The organism is Nitrospira defluvii (assembly GCF_905220995.1).
Taxonomy (GTDB): Bacteria; Nitrospirota; Nitrospiria; order Nitrospirales; family Nitrospiraceae; genus Nitrospira_A; species Nitrospira_A defluvii_C.
Genome location: NZ_CAJNBJ010000016.1, coordinates 277,752 through 293,821, shown reverse-complemented (window position 1 = coordinate 293,821; position 16,070 = coordinate 277,752). Strand labels below are relative to the sequence as shown.

The following is a 16,070-nucleotide window of genomic DNA, read 5'->3' as shown; positions in this document are numbered from 1 at the left end:
CATGTATCTGAAGCCTTGGTATAAGGTCGTGACTCCGCGAGAGGATCTCCGCGAGGGGCGTCCGCTTGATGCGTCGGAGTTTGCCGTTCACCTCGACCACGTCCGCGAGGGACGAGCCCCTGGCGACTATCAAGATCCTGTTCGGTTTTTTGAACGGACGTTTCTTGCCAAGAATCTCGGCACCCTCGCAGCAGGAGTAGTTCGTCGTCTTTCCGGCATTAAAGTTGAGACATCTCCTGTCTATAACCTCACAACACAATTTGGAGGTGGAAAAACACATGCGCTCACACTGCTCTACCATCTAGCCAGGGGAGGACGCGCAGCCTCTTCTTGGAAAAGTGTGCCCAGCATTCTTGAGGCAGCGGGAGTTAAAACTGCGCCCGAAGCGGCTGTAGCTGTTTTTGTCGGGACTGAATTCGATGCGATTACAGGGCGTGGGGCCAAGAATGGAGAACCCGTCAGGCACACGCCTTGGGGCGAGATTGCGTTTCAGCTGGCCGGAACCGACGGATTTGCAGTTGTTGCGAAGCATGACGAACAACGAACTGCACCATCAGCTGAAGTCATTCGGCAGTTTCTTCCCAAGGATCGGCCAGCTCTTATCCTGCTCGATGAGTTGCTCAACTTCATGGGTCGTAATCGGAAGAGCGGCCTGACCGCACAGCTCTATGCTTTTGTTCAAAACCTGTCAGAAGAAGCCAGAGCTCAGGATCGAGTCGTGCTTGCTGTATCTCTTCCTTCACTTCTAGACGAAATGACGCCCGATGATGAGGCCGATTTCGACCGGTTTCAAAAACTCTTGGACCGGCTCGGGAAGGCGATGATCATGTCGGCTGAATCGGAAACGTCTGAGATTATTCGGCGCCGGCTCTTCGAATGGGGTGGGATCCCAGACGAGGGCCGTAAAACAGCCGGAGAATATGCTGAATGGGTTCTGGCTCATCGCAATCAAGTGCCTCAATGGTTTCCTGTCGATAAAGCAAAGGAGATATTTGCGGACACCTACCCGTTTCACCCCACATTGCTGTCGGTCTTTGAGCGCAAGTGGCAAGCCCTCCCGCGCTTTCAACAAACGCGAGGCATTCTTCGTCTGTTGGCTCTCTGGGTTTCTCATGCGTATCAGGCTGGATTCAAGGGTGCACACAAAGACCCGCTGATTGGAATGGGCACTGCGCCATTGGATGACCCGATGTTCCGGTCAGCGGTCTTTGAACAACTGGGGGGAGCGCAACTTGAAGGGGCGGTAACGACGGATATCTGTGGAGCTAAGGGCTCCCACTCTCTTCGACTCGACAAGGAGGCGGTTGATACGATTCGCAAGGCTCGTTTGCACCAAAAGGTCTCCACCGTGGTTTTTTTCGAGTCCAATGGGGGACAGACAAAAACCGAGGCAACGTTGCCAGAAATTCGTCTAGCGGTGGCAGAACCCGACCTCGACATTGGCAATATCGAAACCGCGCTCGAAACCCTAACGGATACCTGTTACTTCCTTTCAGCAGAAAAGAATAGGTACCGATTCAGTCTCTCACCGAACCTGAACAAGCTCCTCTCTGACCGTCGTGCCAGCATCCAACCGTCCAGAGTTGAGGATCGCATTCGTGCTGAAGTGCAGAAGATCTTTCGCGAGGGAAACGGGGTAGATAGGATCTTCTTTCCAGACAAGAGTAGCCTCATCACTGATCGTGCTGTCCTAGCATTAGTTGTTCTTCCACCCGATCGTGCCATCTCGGATCAAGGGACTCGCACATTCATAGACACTGCCACACGTGAGCACGGAACGTCATCTCGGACATTTAAGAGTGCCCTACTCTGGGCGGTCCCGGAAGGCCCAAATGCGCTGCGCGATGATGCTCGGAAAGTCCTGGCGTGGGAAGATTTGGAGGATGAACAAAGCGAGCTTCGCCTCGATGAGGGCCAATCCAGGCAGCTATCTGAGAACCTCAAGAAAGCTCAGCGCGATATCAAGGAAACTGTTTGGCGCACCTACAAGAATGTGATGCTCCTGGGGAAAGATAATGATTGGAAGACCGTAGACTTTGGATTGGTCCACTCCAGTGCGGCAGATACACTCGTGACGCTCATCCTTAAACGGCTTCGACAGGATGGAGACATTGCGGACGGGGTCAGCCCCAACTTCTTAACAAGAAATTGGTCGCCAGCGTTCAAGGAATGGAGTACCAAATCAATTCGCGATGCTTTCTTTGCTTCCCCGCAGTTCCCCAGGCTTTTAAATGGCGAGGTGATTAAAGACACAATCGTTCGAGGGGTCGAAAATGGCATGCTTGCGTATGTGGGAAAGAAGACCGACGGATCGTACTTCCCATTCCATTGGCAAGCATCACTTGGTTCACAAGATATTGAGATATCCGACGATATGTATGTCATCCAACAGGAATTGGCAGAAGCGTACAAGGCGGGAAAAACCGCACCGTCATCTCCCACTCCAACTTCACCCGCTCCTGGTGCGCCTAGTACGGGGCTGTCGTCAATCACTGGATCAACACCAGCCGGCCCAGATTCAACTGGCGCAACTTTATCGAACATCACCTGGAGCGGGGAGATCCCTTCACAAAAATGGATGAACTTTTACACCAAGGTGCTTTCAAAGTTTGCTGCAGGAATGGATTTAAAGCTGACACTGAAAGTCGAGGTCAACTCAGCCACCGGCATACCAACTCAGAAGGTGGAAGAGACCAAAGTCGCTCTTCGCGAATTAGGCTTGTCAGACAAGGTTGACGCTGACTGAGATGCTGGTAAGAAAAAGCTATAGCGTCGTATTTCTATTTGCGCCCATGGCCAGCGCCGTTTTTGTCTAGGATCCACTTAAACTGTTATGTCACTCAAGCATATCCTTTCTAGTCGTCCTCCGCGCGAAACGAGCGGTTCTTCCGCTGCCAACCGGTTCGACTTTCAGAAGGATTGGGTTGTCTGCGAAATATTGGAGCTTCACCGCAGTAAAGAGGACTATTCAATCCTATGCGACTATCATGAAGATGTTGTAATCCTTGATAAAGAAACAGATCCCCAGTTCGCAGAATTCTGTCAAATAAAAACTAGTACAGGAAAGAACTGGAACACAAAGCAGCTCATAAGCAGGCCGTCAAAAGGAACCGGGACATCCATCCTGGGGAGACTATATTCGAATTATCTAATGGCTCCTGGGAACACATCAGGGCTACATTTTATCTCTAATGCGCAGTTTGACGTCGAGTTAAAAAATGGCAAAGGGAGCCTAAGTTGCACTTCCATCGGGTGTGGTGAACTTTCTGAAGCCGAATTAACTAAGATAAATACTGCATTGGGAACAGAGAAGGGTGTGACATGCGAGTTTCCCGCACCCCCTCCATTATTTCTTAAGGTTACTCCTCTCAGCGTGCAAGACCATAGCGCACACACAAAGGGGAAGGTCGCTGAGTTCCTCGAAGAGTTGTTTCCTGGCCGACAAGGAGCCGTGACGGCCGTCTACCGGGTTCTCTTTGATGAAGTAAAAAAGAAGACGGATAGTGAAGGCTCATTCACAGATTGGCAGGCCCTAAAGAAAAAAAAATCCATCGCACGATCCACCATTGCTGAAATGCTTGAGAAATCAAGCGCCGGAGCTAATCCGGTACATCTGTGGGCAGAAGCTTGCCAGGCTTTGGTAGCGGAGAGCCTCTCACCTTTAGCTATACGAGCGATAGGTAGGGAATGGCAAACCTATATTGTGCAGCGAATGGATCCCACGAATGAGGTTCTCCTGAGGTTGCGGCAGAAGATTGTATGCACCGTTAAGCGTCTCACCCATGAGAAGCCACATATGAAGTTAAAGACCCTTATTTCTAAAGTGATTGCACAGATAGGACCATCTTATTTAGAAGCACCATACAATGCAGACTATATTAAGGCCATGACAATCTTGGAGGCTTATGAGCTCATTTCGTCGGCTCATCAGGAATATGAGGAAAAAACATAATGCACGGCTTCGGATTGGACGAGATCATCCTTCTGTCACACAGGGAAAGGCGAGCGAGGAAAGTCAAATTCCACCCAAACGTGACGTTGATAAAGGGGCAGAATGACACGGGCAAGTCCTCAGTAATTAAGAGCATATTTTGGGCATTTGGAGCCAACCCAGCCACGGTCCACCCATTATGGAAACAGGCAGATATTAGTTCGGTTATCCGCTTCCGCACTAACGAGACTCGATACTCTCTCTATCGTTATGGCTCTCATTTTAGCTTGTTCTCTCATACCGACGAATTATTGGGATCATTCCAAAGCATCTCAAACGAATTGGGTCCACATATTGCTGAGTTATTCGACTTCAAGTTGATGCTCACCGAGCAAAGTGGCGACAGTAAGGTCCCGCCACCGGCATTTATGTTTCTTCCTTTCTACATTGATCAAGATCACGGTTGGAGCAAGAACTGGGCGTCATTTGAGAAGCTACAACAATTTAAGAACTGGCGCCAAGACTTGGTCTATTACCACACGGGCATCCGCCCAAATAAATGGTATGTGGTCAATTCTCAAAAGAAGAGTCTAGAAGCTGAAAAAGAAAAGCCTTTGGATCGGGAACGGATCCTTGGTGAAGTGATGCGGTCTATGGAAAGTAGGATGGTAAATGTGAATTTCGATGTTGACGTCCGATCTTATAAGCGAGAGATCGACCGCCTCATCTCGAAATGCGAGACGCTGCGTAAGCTAGAGCAAAAGTATAAAAGTAAATTGATCGACCTAGAGTCAGATAGGATCCGACTAGAGGCCCAACGAGATATAGTGGCCCAGGCGCGGAATGAATTGGATGCCGACTATGAATACGCAGCCGATTTGGACGAAGATCATATCGACTGTCCGACCTGCGGTGCTGGCTATTCAAATTCCCTAGCAGATAGATTTGCGATTGCGCAGGATCAGGATAGATGCATAGGCTTACTACAGCAACTCTCGCAGGCTCATGCCGATCTAATGAAAAAGCTGGAACAACATCGGCTAACTCTTGCTGAGACTAGTAAGGAATTGGCAAGCGTAAACAGCATCTTAACCAAGAAGCAGGGAAAGATAACGTTAAAGACCCTAATCGAAAATGAAGGTAAGAAGGAAGTATCGTCAGTGCTGCGGTCAGATCTTAAAGATACGCAGCATCAGATAGCTCAAATCGATGAACGACTGCGGGAATTGCAGGCCATTATTAAGAAGTTGGATGACAAAGAAAGAAGGATGGCTACAGTTCAGGAATATCGTTCATGGATGCGACAATATTTGCAGCATCTTAACGTTCGAACATTGCCGGAAAAAGCCTATGCCGCTATTGATTCGAGTATAAAAGAAACTGGGAGCGACCAACCTCGAGCTCTGCTCGCGTATTTCCTAAGTATTCTTCAGCTGGTGAGATCTAGGGGCAATACTCCTAACTTTCCTATCGTAATAGATGCACCAAATCAGCAAGAACAGGACGAGAATAATATTCGCCGGATGCTCGAACTCCTCAAGGGAAAGAGGCCCCTTAACTCACAGCTAGTCTTGGGCTTGGTGGATGATTATGGCATTGATTTTGGGGGCACTGTCGTCGAAATGTCCGAACCACATCGTGCGCTTAGGCTCGAGGAGTATGAGGATCTGGCTTTCGAGATGAGATCGTACACGAATGCTAGTTTGTTGGGATAAGCTTATAACCACGACCGTGGCGAATAAACTTCCAGCTAATGAAATTGCTTCCATCGCTCAAATGTCTTCGTACTGCTCACCTGTGAGGAGATCGATTATACGAACATCTCTATCCGCGTTTACCCTATCAATAGCGCTAATCACTACGCGGCCAGCACGGTTACACTAATTGAGAGCGCCAGGTTGAATGTCCCTCTTTCAAAAAACCCCGTTGGTGCCCTGAACCCGCCTTCCATTAACAATAAAAATAGTATCCGCTCATACTCCTAATTTTAAACTGCTAAATGTGCAGATAGCCGTATGATTGGAGAGGCAGCGAGGTATGGAAGGACGCGTGTCCTATATAGGACATGGCAAGTGTAACCCATTTAAATACATGTCACTCTTCGGACAGATCCTCGCTAGTAACCCGTTGTTTACCCTCAATTTTATCGGCCATTTTAAAGCGGGGGGATCAAGCTGTGAAAGCTAAAACGTATAGCTCGAAAAAGATCGTCTTCCACTTTTTCGTGAATCTCGTTAGGTAGACCAAAACCTTTTGAATGCCTATTCAGACTGTGTGCGTGGGTACAACTTTCACCAGCCACACAATTCCCTTTTCCCAATCACGTTAATAAATCATGCGCCACCGGCTCGTCGATCCTCATAGGAATAGAATCGGACAGCGTTGACTGCAATTCCGACCGCTGCCATCCTGTTTTCTGCTCCCAATTTGACATATATATGTTCCAAGTGTTTGTGCACCGTGCGGCGGCTGATATTCAGAATCAAGCCAATTTCCGGATTCGTTTTCCCTCGTGCTACCCAGCCTAGAATTTCTGATTCACGTACGCTCAGTCCTAACTCCTTGAGAGCAACAAGTGAAGGCACCGTTCTGTATTCCTCCAGTATCAAGTCATAGTGTGGTCCTTGTGCAATAAGCCGGATACTAAGATGCCCCGAGTCGCCCTCGATAATAAGAGGTTGAATAGCCAGAGGAACATCGTCCGACCTCTCCATTAATTTCTTATGATACACGACCCAATCACGTAACCGCACAGGAAGCCAATGATCACCGGGTTGTGTCTGAAGGCCATAGTCTTTTAATAGCGCTCGTGCATTGGGGCTCGAAAAGCGAATCCCTCCGCGCTCTGTCACAGAAATCTTGGCCCGAGCTAAGCCCTCTATAGATTTGTGGAAGACATCTAACTCATTCTGCATCTGTGTGACAGTCAGAGCGTTCGTCAATGCCTGCTGGATGTGGGGATGTATCGCATTAAAGAGAGCTTTAGCGGAATCAGAAAATTCTTTATCGTTGCGATGGCGGCTAATGGATAGCATCCTTTTGTTCACTCTAAGCCCCATGAACAGTAAATAGGACATTTTGAGGGGCTTGTAGAATTCATTATACAGAACAGTGGTGCGAAATTGACGGATAGATGAAAAGTCCGAGAAGGTGTGAGCGGACTTTTCTTTTGTGTTAAGGAAGTGATTTACCAACCGATGTTCATGAAGATTCTGCTGAAGTACTTCAGCATAGTGTATGGGATCAGGGCAGTAAGGGAGTTGATCAGACTTGTAAGTAACGGTCTGATCTTCTGCCACAAACTCATTGTAGGATGTGAACTCGCCTTCCGTAACCGTTGGCAGGGCGGAAATGAGGTGAGTCGTAAACTGGTCATGAGTACGTAGTTGATACAGGTCACGCAAAAAAATCGACAGTGTACGCACCTCTTTTACTGTGAGTCGCCTCATTAACTGATGACTCCTACCTGACGCAGGTCGACGTCAATCGTCTACCACTCATCACAAACACACTAATCTAAATCCACTCTAGCATCCGGGATGCCCCGCCTCTGTTCGTTGACATACGTAATATGGCATAGGACAGCTCATGTACGCCAGTTGGCGTATTTAGCTCATTGCGCATGCCTGTTATTAAGGGGGCTGAGGAAAAATTTACAGTCAGTCGATGATTGGAATTCAAGGGACTGTAGATTCACTTGTATCGCGTGGTATTGAGGCCTCGTGTGCCATTAACCACTCTTAAATTGGAGGACTGTATGTTGACTTATTATCGTTTTTTTATGTTTGTCGTCGTAGCTTTTTGCATTGTTTGGACAAGTTCTGCTGGGAGGGCGTCACAGGAACTACCAGTAAAGAAAAAACTTGATGGGCAGATCTGGTTGAAAGAATCAGAGGCTCCCCCTTCGAGGTTACGCGGTGACAACAATCAATTAGAACCCAATGGGGGGCCTTGGTTTCGCTTGGATACACCTAAATTGAACGGAACGACTTTCTTTGAAAGAGATCTCGGTAGGTGGAAAGATCCGTTAACGCTTCCCCAGTCTCGTACCGAGTGCTCCAATTGGGCAAGCGGTGATATACCATTTGATGGACAGTGGCGAACCTGTGTCGGCTGGACGGTCCAATGGAGGTGGATGTATTCAACCCTGAGGGTTCAAGTTTCTACGGCTAAACAGGAAGACATTAGTAAAGCTCTAGACGAATGTCTCGCGACTGCGGGAGTTGCGGGTGCTCTAACTGCTATCGCCACAGGTGGCTCTGCTGGGTTGAGCGCGTTTGGAGCCTCGCTACAAGCATGCCTGATATCGAAGATTCCTAGTCTTGTAAGTGTCACCCCTTCATTGCCGGGCGGTTGGGGAGATTGGGAATAATAGAACTGCGATAATTTTTAGGCCAAGGGAGCACGGACCAAGGTTGGGTCGGTGCTCCCTACTGGACTATCTTCCGAAAATCCTCGTGCTCTTCATCGAGGAATACTGCAATGGCACTCGGTTTCATTTGGGGCTGGGCTACCAGCCACCAAATGAGTTTGGGTGCGGGCCCGCGTCCCGGCCTCCGTCTAGTGCAGCACGCAGGTCATTTTTTAGAATCATCGGAAGTTATTAAACGCATGATTAAGCGAAAAAACGGGGAACCCTTCGCAAAATCAACTTGCTATAGAAATACTACTTAGCAAGCTTTTAAGGCGAGGGTCCTGGGTTCGAATCCCAGCCGACTCACCATTTTAATTCAAAGACTTACTAGACATTCAGATTTCGAAAATCCTCAAAAAAAGCCCCTGAGCAAATAGTCTACTTAAAATGAAAGCGCCCACAATCTCCGGTGATTAGTATCAGATCCGCTTTGTCCCCATCGCTTTGGACTTTTGGAACCGTTCTTCGTAGACAACGCACATTTCAAATGGGGGAATTTCCACGTTTAGGCAAACGGCGTTCACCATCCCTAAGAGTCGCCCGCGTGCCAGCTTACTGACCTGAGATAAAATGCGGTAGCGCAACATCCTCTAAGCGCCACACTTATCCCTCACATTTAATGATGAGGCCAAAGAAAAAACGCTCTGGAAGCGATCTTGACGACCGATTCTCAAAGTGGTTATCTTCAGCGGGATTAGGCTTAAGTTGAAACGTCCTACTCACGGTGCCCGCATCACTTGTTCGTCTAATCAAGCTCGTCGGGAAAGGAATACCTTGTTCTCAGGGTTCTTATCCGCTGCAAGCGAAACCGACGCTCTCGCGTGCCGCCACATCGTCAGACTTGGCCGCCGATTTACGCTGAGCTTCCATTGTCGCTAGACTCGTCGTTAGAGCATCGTCATCCGTTTGGCCTCCCCGGTCGACGGAGCGCAGCAAGGCATTCACTACGATTTCTTGAACATACGCCATCGAAAACCCCTCCGATTGTCTCGCGACCTCTTGGACGGCTGCCATCGAGAACTGCCCTCTGGCCACTTTCACCAACAATTCCAAGCGCTGCTCGTATCGGGGCAATGGAAATCTCCAAATTCGGTCAAACCGACTAGGCCGGTGCAGCAGCGCCGGATCTAATTTCTGAGGCTCGTTCGAGGTGGCGATCACTAAAACCCCTTTAAATTCTCTTAGTCCATCCAAAAGATTCAGCAGATGAGCCAAAGAGATGCGATTCGAGCTAATGAGTTTGTCTAGGTCTTCTAGTATCACCACTGCCGGTGACTGTTGATTAGCAAGATTCAAAGCCCGTTCGACATGGTAATCTTCGACATCATACCGTCCGTCTACGGTCACGAAAGTGGCCGAGGTATGTGTGGTCAGTGCTCTGATAGTGGCGGTCTTGCCGCATCCCGGAGGTCCGGTAAAGAGGAATCCACGCCGATGGGGAAGGCCGAGTTGTTGATAGGTCTGCTCACTCCTAAAGAAACCTTCGACACTCGTCCGAATATCCTCCACCATGCCGGGTGGTAGCAGTAGGTCGTCCCAGGGGGCCGATCTCACGTCCACGTCATCGCCATTGATTACCGTGATTCGTCCAGGCCTTCCTTTCATTCTGACGTTACGCGCATAGTGGGCTAAGGACTGATGGAGGCTTCGTAAGGCCCGATTCGACTGGGTGGCGACGGTAAATACATCGGTCCATGAATACCTTGCCGACAGCGAGCTTGCGAGAATATGGATGGGAAAGTCTGCCCATTCGAATTCCAGCAAACCCCTCCAACCGCTTCCATTGAGATCTAATTTCACATCCCAGGGATTCCCCGCCGGCGTTGCATGCGCCACAAAAGGAGCGTCAAACAGCTCATCATCCGATAGGTGCCGGATTAATTCTCGGCGACTAATAGCTTGTGGGCAGTGATCCCTTAAGTAGTCTGGAAGAAAACACAAGAATAGTTGTGCGGCGATCGCTTCTGTATACCGATAGACTTTCCACCCCTTCTGATAAGGGTGGGCTAACAGAAATGCCTGTGCCTGTTCATTCTCCAATAAAGTCTCGCGCATGCTTTCTCCCTTCATAATGTACTGTGCAAGGAATCTCGCATGAAGTTGTGACAGGATAAGTCACATGTAAGCCGAACATTGGCCGTCAGAGCTAGAGTTCATTTATGGCAAGCACGCAAGTCATAGCAGACTGTTGCAAGGAACTACTCAACGCCGCCACCGCTTAAATAGGAGGACCTATTGGCCTTGTGATTTTCTCTTTGCCTTTCACAACCTGCTCCATGCCTCCTCTAATTGAATGCATCTCTCGTGAGCCTCCATAGTGGGCAATACCTTCATCAGATATTCTGGTGTAAAGTAATCCCAGTCGGAAGGGTCCTCTCCCTCCGCGATAAGCCGTGCTTTAATATCCTCTACAAAGGTGTCATCTATGACGAAGCTTTTGCCTCGCCAGTTTCTATAGATCAACGGTTTCATCCAGGCCTCCGTTGTGATGAAGATTACAACTGCATTCCTTGGGTGTACGTCTGTCTGCTATGGTCTAACACCGCAGCGTAACAACACGGTTCGGCGTAGTTTATCAATCGCGATTAAACGTATGAGAGGGTCATCAATGGTATTCGCCTCTTCGAATTCTTTTTTGGCTTCATTGAACTCTTTTCGGCAACTGATCTGCTCTTGTATTACCTGCGCGAGTGATTTGTTTAAGGTTACTTGCATGAGTGAGTCAGCAGGGATCACAATCTGCAAAATAAGTGGCAATAGCCATTCCATCCAGGGTTCCCTTCCTGACACTTGGGCGTTCTACCACCTCATATCAGGCTGAGTGACTGCGGTACGTCATCCAGAGTGTCAATAATGTTGAATGGCCGCACTCTACCACCCCAGTGTGACAGGCAATGTCACTAGGCGGCCCGCTCTGTCTTAGATGGAGAGAAAGGATTTCGGAAGGGATAGCTTAGCAGTAATTCTTCCGTGCCCGCGCAAGACGCGCCTTCACGACCTCAATCAGTGCTTGAGGTTCCAGAACTTTAGCATCTTCCGCCCAAGAGAGAACCCAAGAGGCCACTTCATCCATACCTCCTGTGAGAAAGTTCACCACGACAGAGCCATCCTCAAGGATGTCCACCGTTTGACTAGGATGCCAACGACGTTCCTTTACCAAATAGGCAACATTCGAAGTGAACTGAACACGGATGCGCTGAGCCGGCTCATCAATTAACCCGAATACCTTTCCATACATGGCATCAAGGTCGACCTCGTCGGGCAGACGGAAGCACTCTTCAAGAACTTTAGCCGACGCCATCCGTTCCACTGCAAACATACGAAGAGCCTTCGCTCGATGCGAATAGCCAACCACGTACAGCCCCGACTGGTGAAGCACTAGACGATAGGGATCGACACGATGCTCTACGGACTCGTCGTGATCTGGTCTCGCGTGAATCAATACGATTGTACGCTGAAGGAGCAAAGCCTTTTGCAATTGGTTAATGACCGTCTTCTTTCCAGCATAGTCCCGTAACGGTCCTACTCGCGGTAAAAACACTTGGTGGATACGCGCCAGGTGATTGAGAACTTTGTACGACAAACCCGCTTCTACTTTTGCAATGAGTCGGTCAAGATCATCCGTAAACGGGGTGCCTCGGAGATAATCCAGATGGCTTTTCGCACAATAGATCGCCATGAGTTCATAGGGAGAGACAGTAATGGGCGGAATCCCTTTATATCCCAGCGGTAGCTGCCAAGTCTTTTGCCCTTCCCCCTCTGACTGTTCGAGTGGGTGTCCTTGCTCGTGAATTTGATCAAGATCCCGGTACACCTGCCGTCTGGTAATACCAAACTCTTGCGACATATCTTTGACCGTCATAGCTCGACTTGCAAGCGCTCGTAATATACGGGCGAGCCGTTCAGCCTGACTGTAAGCTTTGGAGGGCCGACCTTTTTTGGGTGGTGCGTGGCTTCGCACGTCTTTCATGCCACTGTGACCTCCATAAGATTTCTCACGTTCTACTAGTAACAATGAAGGGGCAAAGTAAGAGTCGAACGTAAAGCCAGCTGGCACTTCAACACGGTCTCGACCACCCATAGATGTTGCCAGGACCGCATTTTCTGGAGGATTATATTGGCAACTCCTGGAATAGGCTCCCGGACTAGGGAGATGCACTGTGAATCAAATAATAGAAGCTGAACGGGATCAAGGGAGATCTTCTCACCGTTCGAATGGGCCCAGGATCGTCGAGGAGCAATTACTCCCATCGCTAATTGGCTTTACGGCCACATTCTCGGAAGTGATGCGGGACGCGATCGCTAAAGAGAAGGTCCTGCGCGAATGTGTGATACCAAGTCCTGATGGGCTAGAACTCTGCTTGGATACTTTTCAAAATCAATCCTGATCTTTCCTTCAAAAAGAAGGAAAAATTCTTCTCATCAAGAAGGTCTAGACCCTCGTGTTCCACTGGAATCAAGTGCCGCGTAACGTATAACTTAGGATCCTCCACGCTCAGTAGCCATTGCTTAAATGGTTTTGCCTGTTTCTCTCCCCGATTAGTAGCTGAATCAAGAAGTTGATAATTACGAACCGTATCAATGTCATGCTGCTGAACTCCAAGAGTTTCCATTTTCCCCATTAGCCTACTTCGTGGATGTATATGGTCTACATCATTTACTCGTATTTGACGTGCCTTTTTGTACATGAGGTATAGGACGAAATCCTGGTCCAATCGATCGAGATCGTCAGCATCAAGTCCACCATCTTTAAAGAAAGTAAGGGGGTATTCTTTGTACACTTTGAATATTGCATCAGTAGGAAATGGTTTTCCCTTTGTGCCTTGGATGGCTTCCAGAATTCTCGCCACACCGGTTCTATAAGCTATCCAACCAGCCCCCCTACTCTTAAAGGCACCGTTAAGAAGGGAATAATGAATCCAACGATATAAACCGGAAGTGTTCGTAGAATTAGATTTTGTGTCGAATCGATTAAACCATTCACTAAGCTTCGTTAGGTCAGCCGTCTGGTGATAGAGATGGTACGCAATGAAATAAAGTGGAATAGCAGATCTACGTCCCCCGGAGAAGAATTCATATAGTCCAGTCGCATGTAAGAACTGCTCCACCAACTTCAGGACGCACACGATACGCTCTTCGTTGCCTATAACAAATAGCGCATCCTCTTCACCGACCTCGGAGAACTCTCTCCTTGAATCGTCCTGTAGAATGAATAGCAGCCGAATTAACTCATCCTGACCCAAGCCAATCTGGGAATATTTTGATTGGCTATCCAGGAATGACTCCATCTTATAATTGAATCCTTTTAGCCTGGCAGCAATAAGATCGTACGCGCTTAACCTCGTTCCACCCTCATTCAACCTCCTAAATAATTCAACCACTCGAAGACGACGGTTTCTTTCTGCTTGCTCTCCCAATAAGTCGACCTTGCAAATTCCAACAGCGCTTTCAATAAAGATTCCCTGGTAAAATTCAGAAATGGTCTTGCGAATCCTTGTTTCCACCTGCTCATTGAGTTTTTCTTCCGAATTTTTATGGGCGATTATTTCTCTCGAAACGGCATCAGCATCATTCGCGCTCCGTAACCTCTCATACAAAGATGGCACTGAATACCAAACCTTCTGACGCTGAAGACCATCCTCATCCTTGGATTGCTTTGGTAACTGGGCTGATTGCGCAGTGAACCGGAGATCATAATCGGCGTTAAGACCGTCGCTCGCCAAATCTATATACAGAAGCTTTCCCTCTAAGGTCCCCTTCAAGCCGATGAAAAAAGCTTGAAGACGCTGTTGGCCGTCAATGACGAAAGAGCGATCCCTCTCGATGTGATCTGAGCGCTCCGTTGATTTGACCGGAGTCCCGTCGGAAGTGAATTCTCGACTTTCAAAAAGTGGTTTGTCATTTTTACGCTCTTGAAGCACCATAATTCCCCCAAATGCATTCCTCTTTATAGCGGAGTCGAATAGAAGTGCAATTTGGTCTTCAGTCCAAACAAGGCGACGTTGTATGACTGGCAACACAAATTCATCGTTATTTATTTCCAAAACAACGTCAGAAATCGTCTCACTTTTCCACTTGGACATTGTCTGTCTCCTTTATGCCAGATAGAAGGCAATATGAAAAAGTCGAGCCTGGAAGCCTTCAGTAGCATGCCCTCAGAACTTTGTCTACAGCATTGCAGTGTAGGACTAGCCCGAAAAAGTACGTCGCTCTAAATCCAATATTCGCGCTGAGAAGAAAGTCGGCTCGGTCGGGTTGTACTACGGGTGGGCTCAGACAGTATGTCGATAAGAAAACTAGTCATATGCCGCGGCGAACACATTTTGAGCGTTCGTGTAGGAACCGCAGAGACTAATACATTCATTTTGTCGGTGAGGTGATCGTCCTTGCAGACCAGAGTGGGTAGCCGAGCATGGCCATTGCCTGTAATCCGCGTCCTATATCGGACAGCCTATCTGTAAGCCATTGTAAAACGGTGTAGCAAATTGGAATGTTTCAGCGTGCAAACCATTGATTTTACTTGTCGCCTGGGGCCCTTTTAAGGCGAGGGTCCTGGGTTCGAATCCCAGCCGACTCACCACCATAAATCAATCGCTTACGAGACAATCTGCCTCTTCGGCCCACTCCCGATAGCTCTTGCCGCGCTGAATGTGTGCATGCTCACACGTCCTGACTGCTGGTGTCGTTGTAAGCTCCCCTGCAGGTGCCGCTAAGACAATCCTGGGCGTGGTTGTTGTGCGGCCAGATAGGTGGGCTCGCCTGCGTGATCGATCAACACGTGTTTTCAGTGTGCCGCCCTGCTTCAGAATCCAGGCGCCCGCTCGCGTCACGGCTTCGCGGTTTTCCAGCAAAGCGTCAGGAATCATGCAGGTAGGTCGGCCCGCTTCGTCTCCGTTCGCCTCGGGTCCTCACGCGCTCTGTCGGGGACTTCTTCGTCCGCCTCCATCAGGAACCACAAATCATTCATATGCGAAGTTCTCAGCGGGAGGCTTGCAGAAGCGAGCCGCTGTTCCCGAAACGCTTAGCCTGGCTGGTGTTGCACACGCAGTCTGTTGACCTCGACTCTCGAAGCCGACTCATTGTGAGCCTCCAACGAACTAGGGATGATACGAGCTCTCACTCACACACAATGTTGCTAGGTTGTCTCAACAGGCTGGTACTTGTTTCCACCAAAGGGAGGCTCGTTATGGCGGGGAAAACTACATGTGTATCCGGGGTCGTGGAGATGTTGAAGGAAGATCATGAGAACGTGAAGCGTCTGTTTGAAGAATTCGAAGCCGCCGATGGTCAGGCGCAAGGCGCGATCGCCGCGCGGGCGATTTCCGAGTTGGACATTCACGCCGAGCTTGAAGAGAAGGTGATCTATCCGGCGATCCGCAACGCTATTGATGACAGCGACATGATGAATGAAGCCGTGGAGGAGCACCATCTTGTGCATGTGCTGATCGCTGAGTTGAAGAAGCTCAAACCGAAGGACGAAAAGTTTCACGCCAAATTTTGTGTATTGACTGAGCTCGTGAAGCACCACATTGAGGAGGAAGAAGGTGAGATGCTGCCGGAGGCCGAACGCAGGGATATTGATTGGGAGGCGCTTGAGGTGGCGGTTGCGAAACGGAAGGACGCCCTGATCATGAAATCAGCGGGGAAAAAGAAGATGAGAGCGAAAGGCACCGGCAAGTCTTCACGACGGACATGAACAGCACAGAGAAACTGGGCATTGGGTGC

At 48.9% G+C, this 16,070-nt stretch carries 11 protein-coding genes; 5 read left to right on the top strand and 6 right to left on the bottom strand.

Translation table 11 applies throughout. The annotated features are described in order from the left end of the window. Window position 1: 1 nt before the first annotated feature. The 3 genes from KJA79_RS12930 (at window position 2) to KJA79_RS12920 (ending at window position 5,646) form a co-directional block, all read left to right on the top strand. Window positions 2–2,746 carry an ATP-binding protein gene (locus KJA79_RS12930; protein ID WP_213042468.1) on the top strand — a complete coding sequence of 915 codons (2,745 nt, stop codon included), beginning with the start codon at window positions 2–4 and terminating at the stop codon, window positions 2,744–2,746. A gap of 87 nt (window positions 2,747–2,833) precedes the next feature. Continuing rightward, the gene (locus KJA79_RS12925; RefSeq protein WP_213042467.1) at window positions 2,834–3,952 is read left to right on the top strand and encodes a DUF4297 domain-containing protein; all 1,119 of its coding nucleotides are present in this window, start codon (window positions 2,834–2,836) and stop codon (window positions 3,950–3,952) included. An 80-nt stretch (window positions 3,953–4,032) separates the two neighbouring features. Beyond that, window positions 4,033–5,646: a hypothetical protein gene (locus tag KJA79_RS12920; RefSeq protein WP_213042466.1), complete on the top strand. Its 1,614-nt coding sequence runs from the start codon at window positions 4,033–4,035 to the stop codon at window positions 5,644–5,646. Between the two features lie 618 nt (window positions 5,647–6,264). Here the strand turns inward: KJA79_RS12920 and KJA79_RS12915 are convergent. Then, on the bottom strand, window positions 6,265–7,380 hold the full coding sequence (locus KJA79_RS12915; RefSeq protein WP_213042465.1) for a response regulator transcription factor: 1,116 nt from the start codon (window positions 7,378–7,380) through the stop codon (window positions 6,265–6,267). A 308-nt stretch (window positions 7,381–7,688) separates the two neighbouring features. Here KJA79_RS12915 and KJA79_RS12910 point away from each other — a divergent pair, with 308 nt between their 5' ends. After that, the gene (locus KJA79_RS12910) at window positions 7,689–8,303 is read left to right on the top strand and encodes a hypothetical protein (RefSeq protein ID WP_213042464.1); all 615 of its coding nucleotides are present in this window, start codon (window positions 7,689–7,691) and stop codon (window positions 8,301–8,303) included. 831 nt (window positions 8,304–9,134) lie between these two features. On the opposite strand, the gene KJA79_RS12905 is transcribed toward KJA79_RS12910, so the two are convergent. The 5 genes from KJA79_RS12905 to KJA79_RS12885 all read right to left on the bottom strand — a co-directional run bounded on the left by KJA79_RS12905 (window position 9,135) and on the right by KJA79_RS12885 (window position 14,428). Further along, window positions 9,135–10,400, bottom strand: coding sequence for an ATP-binding protein (locus tag KJA79_RS12905; protein ID WP_213042463.1), 1,266 nt, complete (start codon window positions 10,398–10,400; stop codon window positions 9,135–9,137). A 207-nt stretch (window positions 10,401–10,607) separates the two neighbouring features. Then, window positions 10,608–10,817 carry a hypothetical protein gene (locus tag KJA79_RS12900; protein WP_213042462.1) on the bottom strand — a complete coding sequence of 70 codons (210 nt, stop codon included), beginning with the start codon at window positions 10,815–10,817 and terminating at the stop codon, window positions 10,608–10,610. A 57-nt stretch (window positions 10,818–10,874) separates the two neighbouring features. Beyond that, window positions 10,875–11,114 carry a hypothetical protein gene (locus KJA79_RS12895; RefSeq protein WP_213042461.1) on the bottom strand — a complete coding sequence of 80 codons (240 nt, stop codon included), beginning with the start codon at window positions 11,112–11,114 and terminating at the stop codon, window positions 10,875–10,877. A 184-nt stretch (window positions 11,115–11,298) separates the two neighbouring features. Next, the gene (locus tag KJA79_RS12890; protein ID WP_213042460.1) at window positions 11,299–12,315 is read right to left on the bottom strand and encodes a helix-turn-helix transcriptional regulator; all 1,017 of its coding nucleotides are present in this window, start codon (window positions 12,313–12,315) and stop codon (window positions 11,299–11,301) included. A 379-nt stretch (window positions 12,316–12,694) separates the two neighbouring features. Beyond that, window positions 12,695–14,428, bottom strand: a complete 1,734-nt coding sequence (locus KJA79_RS12885; RefSeq protein WP_213042459.1) for a DUF262 domain-containing protein — start codon at window positions 14,426–14,428, stop codon at window positions 12,695–12,697. Between the two features lie 1,142 nt (window positions 14,429–15,570). Here KJA79_RS12885 and KJA79_RS12880 point away from each other — a divergent pair. Further along, on the top strand, window positions 15,571–16,041 hold the full coding sequence (locus KJA79_RS12880) for a hemerythrin domain-containing protein (protein WP_213042458.1): 471 nt from the start codon (window positions 15,571–15,573) through the stop codon (window positions 16,039–16,041). The last annotated feature ends 29 nt before the right edge of the window (window positions 16,042–16,070 follow it).